This is a genomic window from Streptomyces sp. NPDC000983, assembly GCF_040299205.1.
In the GTDB taxonomy this organism is placed as follows: domain Bacteria; phylum Actinomycetota; class Actinomycetes; order Streptomycetales; family Streptomycetaceae; genus Streptomyces.
Genome location: NZ_JBEPBM010000024.1, coordinates 1 through 23187, shown reverse-complemented (window position 1 = coordinate 23187; position 23187 = coordinate 1). Strand labels below are relative to the sequence as shown.

Genomic DNA, 23187 nt, shown 5'->3' with positions numbered 1-23187 from the left:
GCCTCACACCACCCGGGTCGCCCCCGCGAACGGCATCTCGCTGATCGGCGCGAGTCGTACCGGGGCGGACGGGTTGGGGGCGTGGATCATCTGGCCGTTGCCGACGTAGAGGCCGACATGGGTGATCCCGGAGTAGAAGAACACCAGGTCGCCCGGGCGGAGTTCGGAGCGGGAGACCCGCCGGCCGGCGTCGATCTGGGTGTAGGTGGTGCGCGGGAGGGCGACGCCGGCCGCGCGGTAGGCGGCCTGGGTCAGTCCCGAGCAGTCGAAGGCGTTGGGGCCGGTCGCGCCCCACACATAGGGGCTGCCGAGCTTCTGGTAGGCGTAGGCGACCGCCGCCGCGGCACGGGAGTTGGGCGCCTGCGCGGTGGCCGACCCGGGCGCCGCGAGCCCCTCCCGGGCCCCGGACGCGGAGCGGGTGGCGCGGTCGCCGGAGCCGTCGGCGAGGCCGCCGTCCGCGATCCGGGCGCGTTCCTCCGCCGTCAGCCGCGCCAGCAGCCGGTTGGCCGACTCCAGCTTCCCGGTGATGGTCCTCTTGTGCCGCTTCAGCTCCGCCTGGCGCGACTTCAGCGAGGCCAGCTCGACCCGCGCGGCCCCGCGCAACTGCCCGATCTCCCGCAGCCGCTCGCGCACGTCGGCGACGGTCGCCGCCTGCCGGGTGCCGACCCGCTCCACGAACTCGGCGCCGTGCAGATACCGTTCGGGGTCGTCGGAGAGCGCGAGCTGGGCGGCGGGCACGAGACCGCCCGCGCGGTACTGGGCGGCTGCCATCGAACCGAGCCCTTCCCGGGCCGAGTTGAGTTTCTCCGTCCTGCGCGCGGCCTCGTCGCGCAGCTTCGCCAGCCGGCTCTCCGCCACCTCGGCCTTCTCCTTCGCGCCGTTGTACTTCTCGGTGGCGGCCTCCGCCTCCTGGTACAGCCGGTCGACCCTCGCCTTGACCTGCGACGGTGTCAGTTCCGGCTCGGCGTGTCCGGTCCCGTCGAACCCCGTCGCGGTCGCCGCGCCCGCGAGGGCGACGGTGGCGGCCGTACGGACGGTGTTGCCGCCGCCCGAGCGGATGCGGGGCCTGCGGTGCGCTGCCACGTGGACTGCACGTCCTTTCGCACGACTTTCTCCGACCGCCTCGCCGTTACGTCCGCCATGGGGGAGCGGGTACGGCTCTGCGCGTCCGGCGGCGGCCCGCACAGGGGGAGCGCGCCGCCGCCGGACCTTCTCGGCGGTGGTGTCCGACTGCCGCCCCTGGCCCGGGCGGCGGTGGGGAGCCGGTCACCTGGGGGAGGACGCTAGGCCCGAGTATGTCGGGCCGGTAACGCGTTGTACGGAACTGCCAGGAGGGGATCGCGTGGTGACCGTATGTGACCGAAATTCGCGGGCGGGGCAATCGCCTTCACACTGCGCGATGACCGAAGTGCGGGTTTCGGGGCTGGTGGGAGCGGTGTGCTGCTATGGACCGCATATATGCACCACCCGCACGGCGGGAGGGGTGGGCCGGTGTCGGAGCGTCCAGGGGCCCCTGATTAGGCTCCGGCCCCATGGACGTACTCATCCATCTCTTCGTCGGCCTGCACATCATCGGCATCGCCTCGCTCCTGGGCGGCTTCCTCACCCAGATGAAGGCCATGGGCCGCGGGACCGCCCGGTTCGTGCCGGCGATGCTGCACGGCGCGGTGACGATGCTGGTCACCGGTGTGATCCTGGTCGGCCTCAACCAGGCGGACGACCAGACCGTGAACAACATCAAGATCGGCGTGAAGCTCGCCCTGCTGATCGTGATCCTCGGTCTGGTCTATGTGAAGCGCGACGACGAGAAGGTGGACAAGGGCCTGTTCGGCCTGGTCGGCCTCCTCACCACGGCGAACGTCTTCATCGCCGTGCTGTGGACGTGAGCCCGGCCCCTCCGGCCCCCTCGCCCGTGTAGGCCCGGAACGCCCGTACCGCGCCCACGGCGACGACCAGCCAGACCGCGACCGCGACCCACAGCAGGACCTCGCCGGGCCCCTCCAGCCAGGAGACGTCGAGAGCGGCGGCGACCGAAAGGGTCGCCGCCGCCGTCATGCCCAGTGGGAACACGGTCGCCCAGCGGCGCACGTCGTATCCCGTCCGCGGCCGCGCGAACTCGGCGGCCAGCAGGACGGCGTACCAGGCCAGGTCCAGCGCGAGCAGCCCGCCGGTGACCGTGTGCAGGACGTCGTCGGCGTCGACGTTCCACAGGTACAGCCGCGGACTGTCGGCCGCGATCAGCTTGGACCCGGCGAGCGCGGAGATGGCCAGCGCCCCGCCCGCGACCCAGTGGTCACCGGGCCCCTCGGTCACCTGGCGCAGATCGAAGCGGCCGAGGGCGACCGCGTAGAGGACCAGGCCGAGCCAGAACAGTACGAGCGCGGCATGGGCCAGCCAGGCGGAGGTGTCCGCGGCGGCGAGCGTGGCGCCGAGTACGGCCAGACCCTGCGTGGCCACGCAGCCCAGGAACACCGCGCCGGGCATACCCCGGTGCCAGTGCCGTACGACGGCGTACAGCAGCCCCGGCCACAGCAGCGCGGACAGGGCCAGCAGGGCCGCCGCGAGGGTCTGCCAGCCGAGGGCGGAGAAGCGGGTGCCGAGCACGGTCGTCGCCGCGACGGCGGTCAGCGCGCCGGGCGTGACGGCCTCCTGCCGCCACCGCCGCGGCCACCGCACCAGCCGTACGGCGAAGTCGGCGGCCAGGGCGAGCCACGCGGCGCAGGCCACCGCCAGGGCGATCCGGGACAGGACCTCGTAGCCGGCCAGATGGAGACCGACCGAGACGATGCCGGTGGCCATCACCGCGGCACCGGCCGCCGGAGGACGCTGCGCCCACCAGGCGCGCAAGGAGTGAGGGGCAGGGGTGCCGGGCATGCGCCGATGCTAAGGAGCCCGGCGCGCGTTCCCCGGGGGCCACGCGCGCGGGGGCCCCGAAATACGCGCGGGCGCAGGCACCGGCGGCTCCCCGGACACCGGGGGCCACGCGCGCGTGCCGCTCACCCGAGGACGGCGGCCACGCGCGCGTGCGGTGCGGTAAGGCGGGCCCCACGGTGTGATCAGGCGGGCCCCACGCGCGCGTGCGGTGTGATCAGGCGGGCCGTACGACGCTGTGGATCGAGCCCTCGCCGTCGTAGTAGATCGACTCCTCGCGCACGTACGTGCCGGGCTTGGGAGCGTGGATCATCATGCCGTTGCCGATGTAGATGCCGACGTGGGTGACGTCGTCGTAGAAGAAGACGAGGTCGCCCGGCCGGGCGTTGGCCAGGGAGACCGTGGTGCCGGCGTTGACCTGGTCGTAGGTCGTGCGGGGCAGGGTGATCCCGGCGGCGTTCCAGGCGCCCTGGGTCAGCCCGGAGCAGTCGTAGGAGTCGGGGCCGGTGGCGCCCCAGACGTACGGCTTGCCGATCTGCGCGCGGGCGAAGGCGAGCGCCTTCTCGGCCTTCGAGGAGTAGGAGGAGTCCGACGTGGACCCGGACTCGCTGCCGCTCGTCGCGGTGGAGCCGGACGAGCCGGTGGAGCCGCTCTCCTGCTGGGCGGCGGCCTCCTCGGCCTCCTTGCGGCGCTGCTCCTCGGCGGCCTGCTGCTCGGCCAGCTCGGCCGCCTTGGCCGCGGCCTCCTCCTGCCGCTTGCGCTCGATCGCGGCGAGGCGGGCCTTCTCCTCCGCCGTCAGCTCCGAGAGCAGCTCGCGCGCGTCGGCGAGCTTCTTCTGAACCGTGGACTTGGCGGTCTTCAGGTCGCTCTGCGACTCGCTGAGCGTCTGGAGGCTCTCGGCGGCCTCCTGACGCTTCTCCATCGTCGAGGACTGCTCGGTGATGTAGTCGTCGACCGCCTCCTTCTGACGGCCGGTCATCCGGTCCATCAGCTGGGTCTGGTCGAAGTAGTCCTGCGGGGAGTCGGCCAGCAGGAGCGTCGCGGTGCTGGGGGCCGCCGCGCCGGTGCGGTACTGGGCGGCGGCGAAGGAACCCAGCTCCTCACGCGCGTCGTTGAGCTTCTGGGTGCGCTTGGCGACGTCGTCCAGGAGCGTGTCGACCTGCTTGCGCTGCTTGGTCGTCTTCTCCTTGGCCGCGTTGTACTTCTCGGTCGCCGACTCCGCCTGGCGGTAGAGGTCGTCGACCTTCTTCTCGACCTCTTCGAGGCTGGGCTTGTCGTCCGCGGCCGGGCTGGCGTTGGCCGTCTGGGACAGCAGGGCCACCGAGGTGAGGGCGGCCGTGGCGAGGGCGGGGGTCCGTATGCCTGCTACGCGCGTACCCGCGGGACGCGACTTGCGGTGCGACGCCAAGGGAGGCGACTCCTTCCATGCTCCGCCTACCGAGTTAGCTGTCGGGTTCGGGCGGGTGGTTCGGAAGGGTTGCCCTACAGCCCTGTCCCTATAAGGGAGTTGGGCCGATTCACCCCAAGGTCGGTTGGGTCCCCGGCTCGGCTGCCGTGGAAGGGCAGCGGACTCGGCGGAGGCCGCGCGGCCCGGCGACGTTCGCCGGTGGGGGTCGTGCGGCCTGCTCGGCACGGTAGCCAACTCGTGTGGCCCCTGTGAAGGTTGATGGGCGATATGCCCGATACATTTTCGTGACCTTTGGTCAGCGCGGCCCGGAGTGCGGTCGGTCCGGACCGGACTGCGGCGGCTTGCCCGGATCGCGTACGGAATGGTGCTTTCCGGCTGGATCGGGGCGGTGTCCGCGGCGTATCGCCGCCGCGCGGTCACGTTGGGTGAGGGCCTCGTGCGGCGTGGCGGTGCGGCGAGGTGACGAACGTCTCGGGCGTGTGTACGGCTTGCGGGAGCGGTCGTTCCCGGTCGGAACGGCCGACTCCGGCCGGGCGGCGAGGGTCGTCCGACAGGACTGCGGCGCCCGCCCGTTCGCCCGGCCGGTCGCGGAACGTGACGGCGCGGTCGCGGGCCGGGAGCCCTCGGGAGAGCCCTCGCCGGCCGGCCCCGGGAAGATCATCGGCCGCTGGATCGAGGGATGTTCGCCAGGGCGGCGGCGGGCTGTCAGTGGGGCACCCTAGACTCGGAGAGCGATGAGCAGCCTCTTTGACGACAGCTTCCTGGCGGATCTCCAGGGCCCCCGGGCCCACGACGAGGAACCCCCGCCGCCGCCCGAGGACGATCACGCTCCGGAGCCGGTTCCGGACGATCTGTTCGGCGGGAAGTTCGACGTGCCCCCGGACCGGGACACCCACTACCGCGACGGCGCCCCGCGCCCGCCGCTCGACGCCGCGGCGCTCATCGAGGGGCTCAACGAGAACCAGCGCGCGGCCGTCGTGCACTCCGACACCCCGCTGCTCATCGTGGCCGGCGCCGGATCCGGCAAGACCCGCGTCCTGACCCACCGCATCGCGCACCTGCTCGCCGCCCGCGACGTCCACCCCGGCCAGATCCTCGCGATCACCTTCACCAACAAGGCCGCGGGCGAGATGAAGGAACGCGTCGAGCAGCTCGTCGGCCCGCGCGCGAACGCCATGTGGGTGATGACCTTCCACAGCGCGTGCGTGCGCATCCTGCGCCGCGAGAGCAAGCGGCTCGGGTTCACCTCGTCGTTCTCGATCTACGACGCCGCCGACTCCAAGCGGCTCATGGCGCTCGTCTGCCGGGACCTCGACCTCGACCCCAAGCGCTTCCCGCCCAAGTCCTTCAGCGCCAAGATCAGCAACCTGAAGAACGAGCTGATCGACGAGGAGGACTTCGCGGCCCGGGCGGCGGACGGGTTCGAGAAGACCCTCGCGCAGGCGTACGCCATGTACCAGTCGAGGCTGCGGGAGGCCAACGCCCTCGACTTCGACGACCTGATCATGACCACGGTCAACCTGCTGCGCGCCTTCCCGGACGTCGCCGAGCACTACCGCCGCCGCTTCCGGCACGTCCTCGTGGACGAGTACCAGGACACCAACCACGCCCAGTACGCCCTGGTGCGCGAACTCGTCGGGACCGGCGAGCACCCCGTCGACGCACCGCCCGGCGAGTACGACCTGCCGCCCGCCGAACTGTGCGTGGTGGGCGACGCCGACCAGTCGATCTACGCCTTCCGCGGCGCGACCATCCGCAACATCCTCCAGTTCGAGGAGGACTACCCGGACGCGACGACGATCCTGCTGGAGCAGAACTACCGCTCCACCCAGACGATCCTCTCCGCCGCCAACGCCGTCATCGAGCGCAACGAGTCCCGCCGCCCCAAGAACCTGTGGACCAACGCGGGTTCGGGCGCGCGCATCACCGGCTACGTCGCCGACACCGAGCACGACGAGGCCCAGTTCGTCGCCGACGAGATAGACCGACTGACCGACGGAGGCGACGCCAAGGCCGGCGACGTCGCCGTCTTCTACCGCACCAACGCCCAGTCCCGGGTCTTCGAAGAGGTCTTCATCCGCGTCGGCCTGCCCTACAAGGTCGTCGGCGGGGTCCGCTTCTACGAGCGCAAGGAGGTCCGGGACGTCCTGGCCTACCTGCGCGTACTGGCCAACCCGGAGGACTCGGTCCCCCTGCGGCGCATCCTGAACGTCCCCAAGCGGGGCATCGGCGACCGCGCCGAGGCGATGATCGACGCCCTCTCCCAGCGCGAGAGGATCAGCTTCCCGCAGGCCCTGCGCCGCGTCGACGAGGCGTACGGCATGGCCGCGCGCTCCACCAACGCCGTCAAGCGGTTCAACACGCTGATGGAGGAGCTGCGGACGGTCGTGGAGTCCGGCGCCGGACCGGCGACCATCCTGGAGGCGGTCCTCGAACGCACCGGCTACCTCGCCGAGTTGCAGGCGTCCACGGACCCGCAGGACGAGACCCGGATCGAGAACCTCCAGGAACTCGCCGCCGTGGCACTGGAGTTCGAGCAGGAGTCGGAGGAAACCCCGCGCGGACTCTCGGACTTCCTGGAGCGGGTCGCGCTCGTCGCCGACTCCGACCAGATCCCCGACGAGGACGAGGACGGCTCCGGGGTCATCACCCTGATGACCCTGCACACCGCCAAGGGCCTGGAGTTCCCGGTGGTCTTCCTGACGGGCATGGAGGACGGCGTCTTCCCGCACATGCGGGCCCTCGGCCAGGCCAAGGAGCTGGAGGAGGAGCGGCGGCTCGCCTACGTCGGCATCACCCGCGCGCGCGAACGGCTCTACCTGACGCGCTCGGCGTTGCGCAGCGCGTGGGGGCAGCCCTCGTACAACCCGCCCTCCCGGTTCCTGGAGGAGATCCCGGCCCAGCATGTGGACTGGAAGCGCACCGGTGCCACGGCGCCGGTCTCCTCCGGGCCCGTGTCGGGGGTGGCCGCCTCGCTGTCGTCGAGCCGCTCGCGTTCGGCGGCGTCCGGCGCCTCCGGCTTCGCCACCCGGCGGACCTCGGAGAAGCCGGTCGTCGCGCTGGCGGTGGGGGACCGGGTCACCCACGACCAGTTCGGTCTCGGCACGGTGATGGCGGTCAAGGGCACCGGGGCGAACGCCGAGGCGACGATCGACTTCGGCGACAAGCCCAAGCGGCTGCTGCTGCGGTACGCGCCGGTGGAGAAGCTCTAGGGACCGTTGCGAGAGCGGCCTCCGCCGTACGGCGCCCCGGTCCCGGGGCTTCGGACGGCCGAGGCCCTCGCTCGTCGAACGGCGGGGGCCCGCCGGGGAGTTGTTACGTCGGGTCGAGACCGTGGCTGCGCAGCCACGCGAGCGGGTCGATGGTCCCACCGCCGGCCGGGCGCACCTCGAAGTGCAGGTGTGCGCCGGTCGAGTTGCCCGAGTCGCCCGCGGACGCGATCTGGTCCCCGGCCTTCACGGTCGTACCGGAGGGGATCTGGTAGGTGGAGAGGTGGCAGTACCAGGTCTCCGTGCCGTCCATCGCGGTCACGATCATCATGTTGCCGTAGGCGCTGTTGAACTGGGTGCGCACGGTGCCGTCGGTGGCCGCCAGCACCGGGGTGCCGTAGGCGACGGGGAAGTCGATGCCGGTGTGCGAGGACATCCAGTTGATGCCCGCCTGGCCGTAGTAGGCGCTCAGGCCGTGCTGGGCGACCGGCAGCGCGAACTTGGGGCGCAGCCGCTCCTTGCGGGCCGCCTCCTCGGCGGCCTTCTTCCGCTCGGCCTCCTGCTGGGCCTTGAGGTCGATCCGCTCCTGCGTCCGGCTGGCCCGGTCGGCGAAGTCGTCGGCCCCGGCCGAGAGGCTCTCCAGCTGGGTGTCCAGCTTGTTGTTGGCCGTGGACGGTTTGACGGCCTGCGCGTCCGAGGCCGTCGTCGCGGTCTCCTTGTCGTCGGCCAGGGTGCCGACGGAGGCGGCGGCGATCCCGGCCACACCCATGACGCACGCCGACGGAACGGCGATGGTCAGCAGCGCGGAGCGCCGGGCGGGGGGACGGCGGCGGGAACGGGCCGCGGAGCGGGCGGCGACCCGGGAACCCGGGGCGGGCGTCGTCTCCTCCTGCTCCTCCAGCAGGACGTCGGCGGGGTCGACGACGGGAAGCTCACCGGTGGAACCCGGCTCGCCCGCGCCGTGGACGGTCTCCTCGTACGAGGGCTCGTCGTGGGAGGAGGGGGCGTGGTAGCCGGTCTCGTCCGCGACGGCGTGCTCGAAGGTCGCGGTCGCCTGCTGGTCGAACGATTCGGCGCGGTGCTCGTGGTCCTCGCCCCCGGCCGTGGCTCCGTCGGAGTTCCACTGCGTGGCGTCGTAGGCACCGGTGTCGAGCGCCGTTTGGGCGTCCCACTGCCAGTGCTGGGTCTGCTCGGCGTGGGCGGCGGTCTGCTGCTCGGGCTGGAGCCAGGCGTTCGCGTCCCACTGGCCGCTGGTCTCGGGGCCGTTGGACTGCGGCGGCACCGTCGACAGGTGCTGGTAATCGGCCGACCAGGCGGTCGTCTCGTACGCGCCGGTGTCGTAGGCGGCCTGGTGCTGGGCCGCGTACACGTCGTAGTTCGGGGTCTGGGCGCCCGCCGTGGACCACTGGCCCGAGTCGTACGAGCCGGTGCCGTCGGCCGGCAGCGTCCCGAACAGGGGGTCCGCCGCGAAGGTCCCGGAGTCCTGCTGGAATCCTGTGGCGTCGTACGAGGCGTACGTGGTGAAGTCGCCGTACTGGGCTTCCTGGGTGCCGTACGACGCGTAGTGCGCTTCGGCGGCGTCGGAAGCCGATGCCGGGGTGGTCATGGTCCCCGACGGGTGACGGTCGTTCACCAACTTCTCTTTCGCCTCGACAACAGGGGCTGCCAGAGCAGTGCGGCGACTGTACCCGGCGGTACGCGGGCACGACAATCTTCAGCTGGTTTCAGGCTTGGGGGAAACGGGCATTCGGCCGTGTTTCGGGGGACTGCGGGCGCGAGTTTGGCCTTGTGTTCGAAGAGTGTTCGATCCTGTGGGGCCTCCGGCCGCCCCTGGAGGGCGACTCGGAGGAGCCTCGGAGCGGACTCGGAGTGGACTCGGCGGCCCCTCGGGCGGTGATTCAGGAGCGGCTCGAAGGCGACTCGGGAGTGGCTCGAAGTCGGCGCGGGGTGGGGTGCGGTTCGGGGCGCCCGGGGGTTTCTCAGGCCACGGTCAGTCCACCGGCCCGCGCGGCCTCGGTTCCGGTCCCGGCCGGCTCGTCGTCGAGGGCCCGGCGCACCCCGGCCGCCACCGCCGGGTGCACCGGCAGCGCGAGATGGCCGACCCCGCTCACCCGGACGTTCTGCGCCAGCAGATCGGGGTGGTCGATACAGGCCGTCTCCAGCGGGTCCATGAGGTGGTCGAGGTCGCTCCAGAAGCCGACGAACCGCGTACGGCAGCCGGGCGCGGGCAGGGCCAGCTCCTCCAGCACCGCCGACCCGGGCCGCATCTGCCGCACGATGGGATGGGCGTTGGCCAGGGGCGCCACCTTGGTGCCCGAGTGCGGGGTACCGAGCGTCACCAGGGTCCGCACCCGCGTGTCGCCACCGAGCCGCTGCACGTAGTAACGGGCGATGAGTCCGCCGAGGCTGTGCCCCACCACGTCCACCCGCGGGCTGCCGGTACGCGCGCAGATCTCCTCGATGTGGCGCCCGAGCAGCTCGGCCGCGGCCCGGATGTCACAGGTCAGCGGAGAGTAGTTGAGCGACTCGATCTGGTGCCTGCCGTGCTGGGCGAGGCTGCGGCGCAGCAGCACGAACACCGACCGGTTGTCGATGAACCCGTGCAGCAGCACCACCGGCGGCCGGGCCTCCGTCGGCAGCCGGGAGGTGTCCGAGGAGTCCCGCGGGGGGAGCGCGGCCCGGCGCTCCTGGGTGATTCCCGATGGATAGAGCAGCAGGTGTCCGGCGAGGATCGCGATCTCCAGGGCGGTGGCCTTCATGAGCGCCACGGAAAAACCGGCCAACCGGCTCGGGAGGAGCCGCTGACAGAGCGGAAGAAGGGGCAGCACTGCCTTGGTGACCTTCATGGCCGACCTCCTGTCGGCACACCGGAGGACGCCTCTGTCCCCCGTGTGCCCTCATGGGAGGCCACGCCGAGACCCGGCGGGTCGTGGGCGGCCGGGACGGCGCGGCGTACGGCGCTCCTACGCCGTCGACCCGACGGGGCCCCTGCCGGTGCGGCTACGGGGCTCCTCGTTGTCGTGCCTTGCCTGCCCTGCGTGTTCTTCGTGCCCTTGCCGGCGCGCCCCACCACCTCGGCGCGCGGCTCGCGGCGCGATGGTGCGGCGACCTCGTTGCGGCTCCCGTTGCGCATGATGCGATGCGCGGCGAACGTGTCCCACCGTGTGATTTCCCCCTCGGTCTCCACCGCGAAACGGCCGGTTGCGGGATGCTGGCGATAACGTTCGTTCACTTCCCCGGGCGGTGTGGCGCGGGGCGTCCGTGCCACGGCGTGTGCGGCGTGTACGGCGCGAGCGATGTGTGCGGTACTTGTCGGCACGGATGTCGGTACGGATGGATGTAGTCGCTTCATGGAGGCAGTGATGGGTGTGGCAGCCGGTCCGATCCGCGTGGTGGTGGCCAAGCCGGGGCTCGACGGCCACGATCGAGGGGCGAAGGTGATCGCGCGGGCGCTGCGTGACGCCGGTATGGAGGTCATCTACACCGGGCTCCACCAGACGCCCGAGCAGATCGTCGACACCGCGATCCAGGAGGACGCCGACGCGATCGGCCTGTCCATCCTCTCCGGCGCCCACAACACGCTGTTCGCCGCCGTGATCGCCCTGCTCAGGGAGCGGGACGCGGAGGACATCCTGGTCTTCGGCGGCGGCATCATCCCCGAGGCGGACATCGCCCCGCTGAAGGAGAAGGGCGTCGCGGAGATCTTCACGCCCGGCGCGACCACGCAGTCGATCGTGGACTGGGTCCGCGCGAACGTACGCCAGCCGAGCGTCTCCGGCGGCTGAGCCGGCTCCACACGGACGGATGCCCGGGGCGCCGACCTGACCGACGCGCCCCGGACCCGGGTGGCGGGGCGCGGGTGCGCCGCCGGAGCGGAGCCGGGGTGGTCCCCCCATGGGCCCCTGACGGCTCTGTCAGCCCTGACGGCTCCGCCGAGCCGGTCGCCCTGCCCTGCGGCGGGCGCGCCGCTGCTCTCGGTGTCCCTGACCGACGTGCCCTGGACCCGGGTGCCGGGTCGTGGGTGTGCCGCCGGGGCTGTTGGTCCCCGTGGCCCCCTGAACGGCTCTGCCGGGCCCGACACTCTGCGCGCCGCCGTTCTGGGCGGCCCCTGACCGACGCGCCCCGGACCCGGGTGCCGGGGCGCGCGGCGGTGCCCCCGATCCGACGAGCCCCGACGAGCCCAGGCGGGCCCTGTGGCCCTTGCCGGCCCGGCCCGGCCCTGACTGACGCGCCGCCGGACCCGGGTGCCTGGTCCGCGACGGGAGGGTCCACGGATTCGACAGTCCGGTGACCCGCCGGCTCCCTGCCGGGGCTGACGGCTCTGCCGACCTCGTCGCCGCCCCGCCGCTCCGACCGCTGCGTTGCTCGTCGGCCTCCGGCCGTTGCACCCGGGCCCGGGTGGTCCGACCGACCTTGACGGTGCGTCCGCCGAGCCCTCGCTGGCCGCGGTGGCCCGGCGGCCGTCGGCGGGCCTGAACGCTGAGAGAGCCCCGCCTTCCTGCCCGGCCGGTCCCGGGCTCCCGGACCTCGGACCCCATCCCCGGGGCATCGTCCCCCGAGGCTTCCGTCTTTGGGCCCCCGCCCCCGGGCCCCCGCCCCCGGGCCCCCGCCCCCGGGCCCCCGCCCCCGGGGCCCCGTTCCCGGGGCCCCGTTCCCGACCCCGCCCCGGGGCCCCCGCCCCCGGACCCCTGGACCACGGACCTCTGGCCGGACCCCTGGGCCCTCCGGACCCCAGGCCCCGTCCCCTCCCGCCCAACCGCCCCGGTCCCCGCTCAGCGCTCGCCCCTCGCCCGGCCTAGTCTTCCGCTCTCCTCTCCTTATCCCTCCGCCCCACGTCCTCCCGTGCCGGGTCGCGCAGTTCCTCCGTCATCGCCGCGCGCAGACGCAACGTGGTGACCAGGCGTTGGAACGCCTCCGCCCAGTAGCCGCCGGCGCCCGGTGACGCGTCCTCCGCCTCGTCGGGTACGGCCAGCAGGCCGTCGAGGCGGTCCGCCTCGGCCGGGTCCAGGCAGCGCTCGGCCAGTCCCATCACCCCGCTGAAGCTCCACGGATAACTGCCCGCGTCCCGCGCGATGTTCAGCGCGTCGACCACCGCCCGCCCCAGCGGCGGCGCCCAGGGCACCGCGCACACCCCCAGCAGCTGGAACGCCTCCGACAGACCGTGCCGTGCGATGAAACCGGCCACCCACTCGGCCCGCTCCGCCGCCTCCAGCGTGCCCAGCAGCTTCGCCCGCTCGGCCAGCGACACCGCGCCGGGACCGCCCGCCTCCGGCGCCGCGGGCGTCCCGAGCAGCGCCCGCGCCCACTCGGCGTCCCGCTGCCGTACGGCCGCCCGGCACCACGCCGCGTGCAGTTCGCCCTGCCAGTCGTCCGCCACGGGAAGCGCCACGATCGCGGCCGGGGTACGGCCGCCGAGCCGGTCCGGCCAGGTGCCCAGGGGCGTCGCCTCCACCAACTGGCCGAGCCACCAGGACCGTTCCCCGCGTCCCGTCGGCGCCTTGGGCACCACGCCGTCGCGCTCCATGGCCGCGTCGCACTCGTGCGGCGCCTCGACGGTGATCGTCGCAGTGCGCTGCGTCCGGTCGACGGCCACGCACGCCCCGGCCCGCACCGCCATCCGCCCGGCCAGCGCCGAGCCGGGCAGTGCGGACAGCAACTCCGCCGCCGTGGCACGGACGTTGCGGCTCCGGTCGGCCAACGCCCCTTCCAGGAAAGGCTCGTCCGCGGGACCCAGGCCGCTGCGCAGCGAGTCGAGGAACATCAGCCGGTCCTCGGCCCGCTCCGTCGCCCAGGTCGTGGCGAGCAACTCCCGGGCGGCGGCGGGCTCCCGGGCCCGGACCGCGGCGAGCAGCGCGACCCGCTCCGCGAACAGGCCCTCCTGCCACAGGCGTCGCACACCCTCCCCGTCCTCGGGGCCCGGCAGCGCGCTGCCCCCGCCGGGCGCGGCGCGCAGGGCGAACCGCCAGTCCGGGTTCAGCCGGGCCAGCCACACCGCGCGGGGGCCCGCGAAACGCAGCGCCGCCGGCCGCAGATCCGTCCGCCCCCGGGCCGCGTCCAGCAGGGCGGGCAGCAGGTGCGGGGGCGCCGCCCACCCCTGGGCGCCTGCCGCCGCCAGCCACTGGGGCAGCAGCTCCGTGAGATCCGGAGCGGTCCCTCTGCGCCCGCCGCCGGTGCCCCCGGCACGGTCGGCCAGCAGCAGCGCGAGCCGGCGGGCCGCCGCCACGGGCAGCGCGGGCCGGGTGTCCTCGGGAGCCGGTCCGGGCCGTTCCGCGGCGCGCGCCGGCCGCAGTCCCGCCCGGCGCCGTACGGTCTCCACGGCCGCCGCGTCCAGCAGGGCCACCGGCGCCTCCCGGTCCGGGCCGCCGCCCGGCGGCGTACGGCGGTCGGTGCCGAGCAGGGCGGCGGTGACGAGTTCCTCCCAGGCCGGCGCGGCCCCGGGAGCGGAGGTGCTGTTCATGGGAGTCGTCCCTTCCTGAGCGGGCCCGAGCAGGGATCCTGGGGTTCCGGGCGGCGGGTCAGCACAGCCGCACCGCCTCGCCCGATCCCGCCGGCCAGGCCACGAGCGGGGTGAAGCCCCGGTGCCCGCACTCGCCGAAGACCTTGACCGGGCCGCCGCCGGAGAGGGCGACCAGCTTCCACAGCCCCGGGCGGGACCGCGCCGCGGGGGCGATCGGCAGGGCCGTGTCCCCGTCGGCGTCCGCGAGCTGCCAGGACTCGCCGTCCGGAGTCGGTATCACCCGGTCCAGCGTCACCGGGACCGACTCCAGCCACGGATCGTCCCGCAGCGCCTCCCCGTAACGGGCGGCGGCCTCGGCCGTCGTCATCCCCGGCGGCCGCAGCGAGGCCGGCGCCGGCCCGCCGAACCGCTCCCCGAGCGCCGCCCGTGACTGCCCGCCGCCCGGATAGAAGGACAGCTCGGCCTCCAGCGCCAGCCCGACCGGCAGCGCCAGCTCCGGGGCGCGGCCCGCCGCACCGTAGGACAGCAGCAGCGCCGTACGGGACGAGGCGGCGCCGTGGAGCCAGATCCGCCGGGTCGTCAGCCGGGCGTCCGCCGTGTCGTACTGGGCGAGGACCAGCCAGCGGTCCCGGACCGGCGGCCCGTCCGCCGAGGCGGGCAGCCCGATCCGGGAGCGGACGGTGGCCGCCAGCTCCGCCGGCAGCCGCTCGCGGTTCAGCCAGCCCTGGTCCAGGAGATGGAGCAGCGCGCACTCCTCCAGCAGCCGCACCGGCCAGCCCGCACCGGACGACGGAATCGCCCCCAGCTCCCGCACCCGCGCCGCGAGCCCCCCGGCCTGCGCGTCCACCATCCGGGCCGCGGTCTCCTCCCACAGCCCGTACCCCGCCTGCTCGGCGCCGGCCAGACCGCCGCGCAGTAGATCCGTCAGCCGCTGCTCCAGCTCCACCGCCCCCGCGGTGACCTTCTCCGCCCGGCGCTCGGCCCGCTTCCGGGCCGCCTCCGGATCGACGGAACCGGACCCGGACCCGCCGTCCGCCCGCTTCCGCTCCGCGCGCTGCTTCCTCCCCTCGATCCACTCCTCGGCCCAGCCCGGCGGCTTCCCCGACGGCACCGCCGAGTCCCCGCCCGACCACAGCAACAGCAACCCGAGCGCGTGCTTGCACGGGAACTTCCGGCTCGGACAACTGCACTTGTACGCGGGACCGGCCACGTCCGCGACGTCGACGACCGTCTGATACGGCTTGCCGCCACTGCCCTTGCACAGCCCCCACACCGTCCCCTCGTCGGAACTGCCCGCCTCGGACCACGGCCCCGCCGCGCCGAGTTTGCCGCCCGCCTTGCGTGACGCGGCGTCAGGCGCCAGTGCCAGCACCTGTTCCGCGCTCCAGCGCACCCCCTGCTGAGTCATGTCTCCGAAGGTAGATCCCACCACTGACAATCGCCCTCGACGGAACATCTGCGCAGGTCAGGGCCGATTGTCAGTGGCGTGGTGCACCGTTGGTGCCAGATCCGAACCGGCCGAGCTGGAGGGGGACTTAGCCATGACCGTGTCCGTTGCACCGACGTCCGAGAAGACCCGTGAGAACGCACCGGCGGAGTCGTTGCGACCGCACGCCGAGGACGCCTTCGCGGCCGAACTGTCCGCGCTCGCCGCGCAGGACGACCGGCCGCGCCCGGCCCGCTGGAAGCTGTCGCCGTGGGCCGTGGCGACCTATCTGCAGGGCGGCACGCTGCCGGACGGCACCGTGATCACCCCGAAGTACGTCGGCCCGCGCCGCATCGTCGAGGTCGCCGTCACCACCCTCGCCACCGACCGCGCCCTGCTCCTGCTCGGCGTGCCCGGCACCGCGAAGACCTGGGTGTCCGAGCATCTGGCGGCCGCGGTCAGCGGCGACTCGACCCTCCTGGTGCAGGGCACCGCCGGCACCCCGGAGGAGGCGATCCGGTACGGCTGGAACTACGCGCAGCTGCTGGCCAACGGCCCCAGCCGGGACGCCCTGGTGCCGAGCCCCGTCATGCGGGCCATGGCGGAGGGCATGACGGCCCGGGTCGAGGAACTGACCCGGATCCCGGCCGACGTCCAGGACACGCTGATCACGATCCTCTCCGAGAAGACCCTGCCGATCCCGGAACTCGGCCAGGAGGTGCAGGCCGTCCGCGGCTTCAACCTCATCGCCACCGCCAACGACCGCGACCGCGGGGTCAACGACCTGTCCAGCGCCCTGCGCCGCCGCTTCAACACGGTCGTGCTGCCGCTGCCGGAGAGCGTCGAGGCCGAGGTCGACATCGTCTCCCGGCGCGTCGACCAGATCGGCCGCTCCCTGGACCTGCCCGCCGTGCCCGAGGGCGTCGACGAGATCCGCCGGGTGGTGACCGTCTTCCGCGAGCTGCGCGACGGGCTGACCTCCGACGGACGCACCAAGGTGAAGTCGCCGAGCGGCACCCTGTCCACCGCCGAGGCCATCTCCGTCGTCACCGGCGGGCTCGCGCTGGCCGCCCACTTCGGGGACGGCGTGCTGCGCCCCGCCGACGTCGCCGCGGGCATCCTCGGCGCCGTGGTCCGCGACCCCGCGGCCGACCGGGTGGTCTGGCAGGAGTACCTGGAGGCGGTCGTGCGCGAGCGCGACGGCTGGACCGACTTCTACCGCGCCTGCCGCGAGGTGAGCGCATGACCGCACACGCGCACCAGGGGGACCGGACACACGAGGACGGCACCGGCCGGTCGGCCGGGCGAGGGGGACGGTGTGACGAGGGAAGCTGACCGGGCCGCGGGCGGACCGCTGCTGCTCGGTGTGCGGCACCACGGGCCCGGGTCGGCGCGGGCGGTCCGGGCGGCACTGGACGCCGCCCGGCCCCGGATCGTGCTGATCGAGGGACCGCCGGAGGCGGACGCGCTGATCCCGCTGTGCGCCGACGAGCGGATGCGCCCGCCGGTCGCCCTGCTCGCCCACGCCGTGGACGAGCCCGGCCGCTCGGCGTTCTGGCCGCTGGCCGAGTTCTCCCCGGAGTGGGTCGCGATCCGCTGGGCCCTGGACCACGGGGTACCGGCCCGCTTCATCGACCTGCCGGCCACGCACACCCTGGCCTGGGAGAAGGAGGCGACCGCCGAAGGCGCGAAGGACGAGGACGCGAAGGGCGAGGAGGGGGGCGCCGGCCAAGAGCCTGCCCACGACCCCGCGCCCGGGCGGGACCCCGACCCCGCCGGGCCCCGTCCCGACGTTCGGGTCGACCCCCTCGCCGTGCTCGCCGAGACCGCCGGACACGACGACCCCGAGCGCTGGTGGGAGGACGTCGTCGAGCACCGCGGAACCGGCGACGGCGACCCGCTCGCCCCCTTCGCCGTGCTCGCCGAGGCCATGGGAGCGCTGCGGGAGGTGTACGGCAGCGGCGGACACGACCGGGACCTGGTGCGCGAGGCCCATATGCGCCTCCAACTGCGGGCGGCGCAGAAGGAGTTCGGCGCCGACGTCGCCGTCGTGTGCGGGGCCTGGCACGTACCCGCGCTCGGCGAGCGGACCACCGTCGCCGCCGACCGGGCCCGCCTGAAGGGGCTGCCCAAGGTCAAGGCGGACATGACCTGGGTGCCCTGGACGAACCGCAGGCTCGCACGGGCCGGCGGCTACGGCGCGGGCATCGACTCGCCCGGCTGGTACGGGCATCTGTTCGGCGCGCCCGACCGGCCGGTCGAGCGATGGCTGACCAAGGTGGCGGGCCTGCTGCGGGAGGAGGACCGCATCGTGTCCTCCGCCCATGTCATCGAGGCGGTCCGGCTGGCCGAGACCCTCGCGGTGATGCGCGGCCGCCCGCTGCCCGGCCTGAGCGAGACCGGCGACGCCGTACGGGCGGTGATGTGCGACGGCTCGGACGTGCCGATGGCGCTGATCCACGACCGGCTGGTGGTGGGCGACGTGCTCGGCGAGGTGCCGCCGGACGCGCCCGCCGTGCCGTTGCAGCGGGACCTCGACCGGATCCAGCGCCGACTGCGGCTCCGCCCGGAGGCGCTGGAACGCGAACTGGAGCTGGACCTGCGCAAGGAGACCGACGCCGCGCGCAGCCGCCTGCTGCACCGGCTGCGGCTGCTGGACGTGCCGTGGGGGGAGCCGGCCGCCTCGCGGGGCAGCACGGGCACCTTCCGGGAGACCTGGCGGCTGCGCTGGGAGCCCGAGCTGTCCGTGCGGATCGCCGAGGCCGGCGTGTGGGGCACGACCGTGCTCGCCGCCGCCACCGGCAAGGCCGAGGCGGAGGCGGTCTCCGCGCAGGCCCTCGCCGACGTCACCGCCCTCGCCGAGCGGTGTCTGCTGGCCGAACTGCCGGACGCGCTGCCCACGGTCATGCGCGTCCTCGCCGACCGGGCCGCGCTCGACTCGGACGTCGGCCACCTCGCCCAGGCCCTCCCGGCGCTGGTCCGCTCCCTGCGCTACGGCGATGTGCGCGGCACGGACACCGGGGCGCTCGCGGAGGTCGCCGCCGGCCTCGCCGAGCGGATCTTCGTCGGGCTGCCCCCGGCCTGCGCCCAGCTCGACGCGGAGGCCGCCGAGGAGACCCGGCGCCATGTGGACGCGGTGCACGGCGCGGTGGGCCTGCTCGGCGACCTGCCGACGGCCGGACACGGTGATCTGCGCGCCCGCTGGCAGGCGGTGCTCCGGGTGCTGTCGGTGCGGGACACCGTGCCGGGCGTGATCCGCGGCCGAGCCGTACGGCTGCTGCTGGACGAGGGGGAGCTGGCGCAGGACGAGGCGGCGCGGCTGATGGGGCTCGTGCTGTCGCCGGGTACACCGCCGGGCGACGCGGCCGCCTGGATCGAGGGCTTCGTCGGCGGCGGCTCGGGCGGCGGGATGCTCCTCGTGCACGACGAGCGCCTGCTCGGACTGGTCGACTCCTGGCTGACCGGGGTTCCCGCGGACGCCTTCACCGACGTACTGCCGCTGCTGCGGCGCACGTTCTCCGCGTACGAGCCGGGCGTGCGCAGAACCCTCGGCGAGCTGGTGCGGCGGGGACCCGGGCAGCGGGCCGGAGCGACGGCCGCGGGCTCCGCGGTGCCCAGGTTCGGGGCCGATCCGGACCCGGCGCGGGCGGACGCGGTGCTGCCGGTGGTGCGGCTGCTGCTGGGCCTGGACGCGGGAACGGGAACGGGCACGGACGACAACGATCTGGTGGGGGTGGCGCGATGACGGCCGACCGGCTCAGGAAGCCCGGTGAGCGGGCGCGGACGGCGGACACGGCGGGACGGGAGCAGGGCCCGCGCCCGCGGACCGAACACCGGCCCGGGACGACGGTCCTCGTCGTCCCGCTGTGGGAACGCCTCGGCGGAGGGACACGCGGATGACCACCGGAACAAGCAGCGGAACGACCACCGGAGCGACCGCCGGGGCCGTCCCCGAGCAGGCGGACCCGGCGCGGGAGCGGCTGCGCCGCTGGCGGCTCGTGCTCGGCGGGGACTCCGCCGACGGCACCGGATGCGCCCTGTCCGGGCGGGACGCCGCGATGGACGGCGCCCTCGCCTCGCTGTACGGCAAGGGCGACCGGCCGCAGACGGGGAAGGACCGCTCGGCGGGGCTCGGGGCGTCCGCGCCGGCCGTGGCCCGCTGGCTCGGCGACATCCGCACCTACTTCCCCTCCTCCGTCGTCCAGGTCATGCAGCGCGACGCCATCGACCGGCTCGGCCTGTCCACGCTGCTGCTGGAACCGGAGATGCTGGAGGCGGTCGAGGCCGACGTCCACCTCGTCGGCACCCTCCTCTCCCTCAACAAGGCCATGCCCGAGACGACGAAGGAGACGGCCCGGGCCGTCGTGCGCAAGGTCGTCGAGGACCTGGAGAAGCGGCTGGCCACCCGCACCCGCGCCACCCTCACCGGCGCCCTGGACCGCAGCGCGCGCGTCAACCGGCCGCGCCACCACGACATCGACTGGAACCGCACGATCGCCGCCAACCTCAAGCACTATCTGCCGGAGCACCGGACGATCGTGCCCGAGCGGCTCATCGGCTACGGGCGGGCCTCCCGGTCGGTGAAGAAGGACGTCGTCCTCTGCATCGACCAGTCGGGGTCGATGGCCGCCTCGGTGGTGTACGCGTCGGTGTTCGGGGCGGTGCTGGCGTCCATGCGGTCGATCGACACCCGGCTGGTGGTCTTCGACACGGCGGTCGTCGACCTCACCGATCAGCTCGACGACCCGGTCGACGTCCTGTTCGGCACCCAGCTCGGCGGCGGCACCGACATCAACCGCGCCCTCGCGTACTGCCAGTCCCAGATCACCCGGCCCGCCGAGACGGTCGTCGTCCTGATCAGCGACCTCTACGAAGGGGGCATCCGCGACGAGATGCTGAAGCGGGTCGCCGCGATGAAGGCGTCCGGAGTGCAGTTCGTGGCGCTCCTCGCCCTCTCCGACGAAGGCGCCCCGGCGTACGACAGGGAGCACGCGGCCGCGCTCGCCGCGCTGGGCGCCCCGGCGTTCGCCTGTACGCCGGACCTGTTCCCGGAGGTGATGGCGGCCGCGATCGAGAAGCGGCCGATACCGGTCCCCGACCCGGTCTGAGGCCCCCGCCCACCGAGCCCCGGCTCCGTGCGCAGGCTCCGCTCCCCGCCCCGGTCTGAGGCCCCGGCCCACCGAGCCCCGGCTCCGTGCGCAGGCTCCGCTCCCCGCTCCGGAGGGACCCGGACGGGCGAAAGCCCCCGGACTTCGTCCGGGAGCGGTCGCACGCCCCGGCGGGGCGGTCCCCAGGGGGGGTGGGGACCGCCCCGCCGGACCCCCCGGGCGCGTGCATTCGTGCGCCTTCGTGCTGTTCAGGCGGCCTCACCCGGACAGCTCCGACCCGGTGAGGCCGCTCACCGACGGCACCCGGTGCCAGTGAGCGCGACATCATGTGACAGGTATCACCGCTCAGGTGTGACCCTCGATTTAGGGGCCCTCCGCAAGCAGCGATAACCTGCGAGACGGACATGCCGCGCGCTCGGACACCGTGTGCGCCTCCCTTGTGACAGCGGACGTCACGTTGCCCTTCGCGGCACGCCCACGCATCCAACGAACCGCGAGATCACTGATAGGGACGGAAGCGCGTGGACCTGTTCGAGTACCAGGCGAGGGACCTCTTCGCCAAGCACGATGTACCGGTGCTGGCCGGTGAAGTCATCGACACGCCTGAGGCGGCCCGCGCAGCCACCGAGCGTCTCGGTGGCAAGTCCGTCGTCAAGGCCCAGGTGAAGGTCGGCGGCCGCGGCAAGGCCGGTGGCGTGAAGCTCGCCGCCACGGTGGACGAGGCCGTCGAGCACGCCACCAACATCCTCGGCATGGACATCAAGGGCCACACGGTCCACAAGGTGATGATCGCCGAGACGGCCCCGGAGATCCTGGAGGAGTACTACGTCTCCTTCCTCCTCGACCGTGCCAACCGCACCTTCCTCTCCATCGCCTCCGTCGAGGGCGGCATGGAGATCGAGGAGGTGGCGGCCACCCGTCCGGAGGCCGTCGCCAAGACGCCGATCGACGCGATCGACGGTGTGGACGAGGCCAAGGCCCGCGAGATCGTCGAGGCCGCCAAGTTCCCGGCCGAGGTCGCGGACAAGGTCGTCAACGTCCTGATCAAGCTCTGGGACACCTTCATCAAGTCGGACGCCCTCCTCGTCGAGGTCAACCCGCTGGCGAAGGTCGCCTCCGGCGAGGTCATCGCCCTCGACGGCAAGGTGTCGCTCGACGAGAACGCCGAGTTCCGCCACCCCGAGTACGAGGAGCTGCACGACAAGGACGCGGCCAACCCGCTCGAGGCCGCGGCCAAGGCGAAGGGCCTCAACTACGTCAAGCTCGACGGCGAGGTCGGCATCATCGGCAACGGCGCGGGTCTCGTCATGAGCACCCTGGACGTCGTCGCGTACGCCGGTGAGAACCACGGCGACGTCAAGCCGGCCAACTTCCTGGACATCGGCGGCGGCGCCTCCGCCCAGGTCATGGCCAACGGTCTTGAGATCATCCTCGGCGACCCGGACGTCAAGTCCGTCTTCGTCAACGTCTTCGGTGGCATCACCGCCTGTGACGAGGTCGCCAACGGCATCGTCCAGGCCCTGCAGCTCCTTGAGGACCGCGGCGAGAACGTCTCCAAGCCGCTGGTCGTCCGCCTCGACGGCAACAACGCCGAGCTGGGCCGCCAGATCCTCACGGACGCCAACCACCCGCTGGTGCAGCGCGTCGACACGATGGACGGCGCGGCCGACAAGGCCGCCGAGCTGGCCCACGCCGCAAAGTAAGCACTCAGGACGAGGACAGAACACACCATGGCTATCTGGCTCAACAAGGACAGCAAGGTCATCGTCCAGGGCATGACCGGCGCCACCGGCATGAAGCACACCAAGCTCATGCTGGGTGACGGCACCGAGGTCGTGGGCGGCGTGAACCCGCGCAAGGCGGGCACCACCGTGGACTTCGACGGCACCGAGGTACCCGTCTTCGGGACGGTCGCCGAGGCCATCGAGAAGACCGGCGCCAACGTCTCCGTCATCTTCGTGCCGGAGAAGTTCACCAAGGACGCCGTCGTCGAGGCCATCGACGCCGAGATCCCCCTGGCCGTCGTGATCACCGAGGGCATCGCCGTGCACGACACGGCCGCCTTCTGGGCGTACGCCGGCAAGAAGGGCAACAAGACCCGGATCATCGGCCCGAACTGCCCCGGCATCATCACCCCGGGCCAGTCGAACGTCGGCATCATCCCGGGCGACATCACCAAGCCGGGCCGCATCGGTCTGGTCTCGAAGTCCGGCACGCTGACGTACCAGATGATGTACGAGCTGCGTGACATCGGCTTCTCCACCGCCGTCGGCATCGGTGGTGACCCGATCATCGGCACCACGCACATCGACGCGCTCGCCGCGTTCGAGGCCGACCCCGACACCGACCTGATCGTGATGATCGGTGAGATCGGCGGCGACGCCGAGGAGCGGGCCGCGGACTTCATCGCGAAGAACGTGACCAAGCCGGTCGTCGGCTACGTCGCGGGCTTCACCGCGCCCGAGGGCAAGACCATGGGCCACGCCGGCGCCATCGTCTCCGGCTCCTCCGGCACGGCCCAGGCGAAGAAGGAGGCCCTGGAGGCCGCCGGCGTCAAGGTCGGCAAGACGCCGACCGAGACGGCGAAGCTGGCCCGCGAGGTCCTCACTCCTACTTCGCGCTGTACACGCTGGTCCTGATCGCCGTCATCCACGCCACCCCGCCCCTGCTCTATTCGGAACTGCGCTACGCGTGGGCGTGGAAGCACG

16 protein-coding genes and 1 riboswitch are annotated in these 23187 nt (G+C 73.3%); of the genes, 9 read left to right on the top strand and 7 right to left on the bottom strand.

Going from position 1 to position 23187, the window contains the following annotated elements:
• Positions 1-3: 3 nt before the first annotated feature.
• Complete coding sequence (locus ABT296_RS25275; protein WP_351930927.1) at positions 4-1083, bottom strand: C40 family peptidase; 1080 nt, start codon at positions 1081-1083, stop codon at positions 4-6.
• A 449-nt stretch (positions 1084-1532) separates the two neighbouring features.
• Between ABT296_RS25275 and ABT296_RS25270 the strand changes: the two genes are divergently transcribed.
• Positions 1533-1886, top strand: coding sequence for a hypothetical protein (locus ABT296_RS25270; protein WP_351930926.1), 354 nt, complete (start codon positions 1533-1535; stop codon positions 1884-1886).
• Here ABT296_RS25270 and ABT296_RS25265 read toward each other — a convergent pair.
• Together ABT296_RS25265 and ABT296_RS25260 are read right to left on the bottom strand one after the other, a co-directional pair.
• A complete protein-coding gene (locus ABT296_RS25265; RefSeq protein ID WP_351930925.1) occupies positions 1864-2874 on the bottom strand; it encodes a tellurite resistance/C4-dicarboxylate transporter family protein in 1011 nt (336 codons plus the stop codon). The genes ABT296_RS25270 and ABT296_RS25265 overlap by 23 nt on opposite strands.
• 214 nt (positions 2875-3088) lie before the next feature.
• Complete coding sequence (locus ABT296_RS25260; protein ID WP_351930924.1) at positions 3089-4279, bottom strand: C40 family peptidase; 1191 nt, start codon at positions 4277-4279, stop codon at positions 3089-3091.
• A gap of 8 nt (positions 4280-4287) precedes the next feature.
• A riboswitch (cyclic di-AMP (ydaO/yuaA leader) is annotated at positions 4288-4458 on the bottom strand.
• A gap of 555 nt (positions 4459-5013) precedes the next feature.
• Between ABT296_RS25260 and pcrA the strand changes: the two genes are divergently transcribed.
• Positions 5014-7491 (top strand): DNA helicase PcrA, encoded by a 2478-nt coding sequence (gene pcrA, locus ABT296_RS25255; protein WP_351930923.1) that lies wholly within the window; start codon positions 5014-5016, stop codon positions 7489-7491.
• A 103-nt stretch (positions 7492-7594) separates the two neighbouring features.
• Here pcrA and ABT296_RS25250 read toward each other — a convergent pair whose 3' ends face one another.
• Entirely contained in the window at positions 7595-9121 is a 1527-nt protein-coding gene (locus ABT296_RS25250) for a M23 family metallopeptidase (protein WP_351930922.1), read from the bottom strand.
• 346 nt (positions 9122-9467) lie between these two features.
• Positions 9468-10334: a lipase family alpha/beta hydrolase gene (locus ABT296_RS25245; protein WP_351930921.1), complete on the bottom strand. Its 867-nt coding sequence runs from the start codon at positions 10332-10334 to the stop codon at positions 9468-9470.
• Between the two features lie 516 nt (positions 10335-10850).
• On the opposite strand from ABT296_RS25245, the gene icmB reads away from it, so the two are divergent.
• Positions 10851-11273, top strand: coding sequence for a coenzyme B12-dependent isobutyryl CoA mutase small subunit (gene icmB / locus ABT296_RS25240; RefSeq protein ID WP_351930920.1), 423 nt, complete (start codon positions 10851-10853; stop codon positions 11271-11273).
• A 1010-nt stretch (positions 11274-12283) separates the two neighbouring features.
• Here the strand turns inward: icmB and ABT296_RS25235 are convergent.
• Together ABT296_RS25235 and ABT296_RS25230 are read right to left on the bottom strand one after the other, a co-directional pair.
• On the bottom strand, positions 12284-13945 hold the full coding sequence (locus ABT296_RS25235) for a DUF5691 domain-containing protein (protein WP_351930919.1): 1662 nt from the start codon (positions 13943-13945) through the stop codon (positions 12284-12286).
• Between the two features lie 58 nt (positions 13946-14003).
• Positions 14004-15353 (bottom strand): SWIM zinc finger family protein, encoded by a 1350-nt coding sequence (locus tag ABT296_RS25230; protein ID WP_351930918.1) that lies wholly within the window; start codon positions 15351-15353, stop codon positions 14004-14006.
• Positions 15354-15486: 133 nt separating this feature from the next.
• Here ABT296_RS25230 and ABT296_RS25225 point away from each other — a divergent pair, with 133 nt between their 5' ends.
• The 6 genes from ABT296_RS25225 to sucD all read left to right on the top strand — a co-directional run bounded on the left by ABT296_RS25225 (position 15487) and on the right by sucD (position 23118).
• Positions 15487-16617, top strand: coding sequence for an ATP-binding protein (locus ABT296_RS25225; protein ID WP_351930917.1), 1131 nt, complete (start codon positions 15487-15489; stop codon positions 16615-16617).
• A gap of 72 nt (positions 16618-16689) precedes the next feature.
• On the top strand, positions 16690-19116 hold the full coding sequence (locus ABT296_RS25220; protein WP_351930916.1) for a DUF5682 family protein: 2427 nt from the start codon (positions 16690-16692) through the stop codon (positions 19114-19116).
• Positions 19113-19271, top strand: coding sequence for a hypothetical protein (locus tag ABT296_RS25215; RefSeq protein WP_351930915.1), 159 nt, complete (start codon positions 19113-19115; stop codon positions 19269-19271). The genes ABT296_RS25220 and ABT296_RS25215 overlap by 4 nt, the downstream gene beginning before the upstream one ends.
• Positions 19268-20479, top strand: coding sequence for a VWA domain-containing protein (locus ABT296_RS25210; protein ID WP_351930914.1), 1212 nt, complete (start codon positions 19268-19270; stop codon positions 20477-20479). The genes ABT296_RS25215 and ABT296_RS25210 overlap by 4 nt, the downstream gene beginning before the upstream one ends.
• 521 nt (positions 20480-21000) lie before the next feature.
• Positions 21001-22182: an ADP-forming succinate--CoA ligase subunit beta gene (gene sucC / locus ABT296_RS25205; protein ID WP_351930913.1), complete on the top strand. Its 1182-nt coding sequence runs from the start codon at positions 21001-21003 to the stop codon at positions 22180-22182.
• 27 nt (positions 22183-22209) lie between these two features.
• Positions 22210-23118, top strand: a complete 909-nt coding sequence (sucD, locus tag ABT296_RS25200) for a succinate--CoA ligase subunit alpha (protein ID WP_351930912.1) — start codon at positions 22210-22212, stop codon at positions 23116-23118.
• The last annotated feature ends 69 nt before the right edge of the window (positions 23119-23187 follow it).

What these genes read in the sequence shown, in the direction of transcription:
- pcrA (WP_351930923.1), top strand. Translation starts at nt 5,014, where the DNA reads ATGAGCAGCCTCTTTGACGACAGCTTCCTGGCGGATCTCCAGGGCCCC.
- ABT296_RS25210 (WP_351930914.1), top strand. Translation starts at nt 19,268, where the DNA reads ATGACCACCGGAACAAGCAGCGGAACGACCACCGGAGCGACCGCCGGG.
- ABT296_RS25265 (WP_351930925.1), bottom strand. Translation starts at nt 2,874, where the DNA reads ATGCCCGGCACCCCTGCCCCTCACTCCTTGCGCGCCTGGTGGGCGCAG.
- ABT296_RS25235 (WP_351930919.1), bottom strand. Translation starts at nt 13,945, where the DNA reads ATGAACAGCACCTCCGCTCCCGGGGCCGCGCCGGCCTGGGAGGAACTC.
- ABT296_RS25230 (WP_351930918.1), bottom strand. Translation starts at nt 15,353, where the DNA reads ATGACTCAGCAGGGGGTGCGCTGGAGCGCGGAACAGGTGCTGGCACTG.
- ABT296_RS25245 (WP_351930921.1), bottom strand. Translation starts at nt 10,334, where the DNA reads ATGAAGGTCACCAAGGCAGTGCTGCCCCTTCTTCCGCTCTGTCAGCGG.
- ABT296_RS25270 (WP_351930926.1), top strand. Translation starts at nt 1,533, where the DNA reads ATGGACGTACTCATCCATCTCTTCGTCGGCCTGCACATCATCGGCATC.
- icmB (WP_351930920.1), top strand. Translation starts at nt 10,851, where the DNA reads ATGGGTGTGGCAGCCGGTCCGATCCGCGTGGTGGTGGCCAAGCCGGGG.
- sucD (WP_351930912.1), top strand. Translation starts at nt 22,210, where the DNA reads ATGGCTATCTGGCTCAACAAGGACAGCAAGGTCATCGTCCAGGGCATG.
- ABT296_RS25215 (WP_351930915.1), top strand. Translation starts at nt 19,113, where the DNA reads ATGACGGCCGACCGGCTCAGGAAGCCCGGTGAGCGGGCGCGGACGGCG.
- ABT296_RS25225 (WP_351930917.1), top strand. Translation starts at nt 15,487, where the DNA reads ATGACCGTGTCCGTTGCACCGACGTCCGAGAAGACCCGTGAGAACGCA.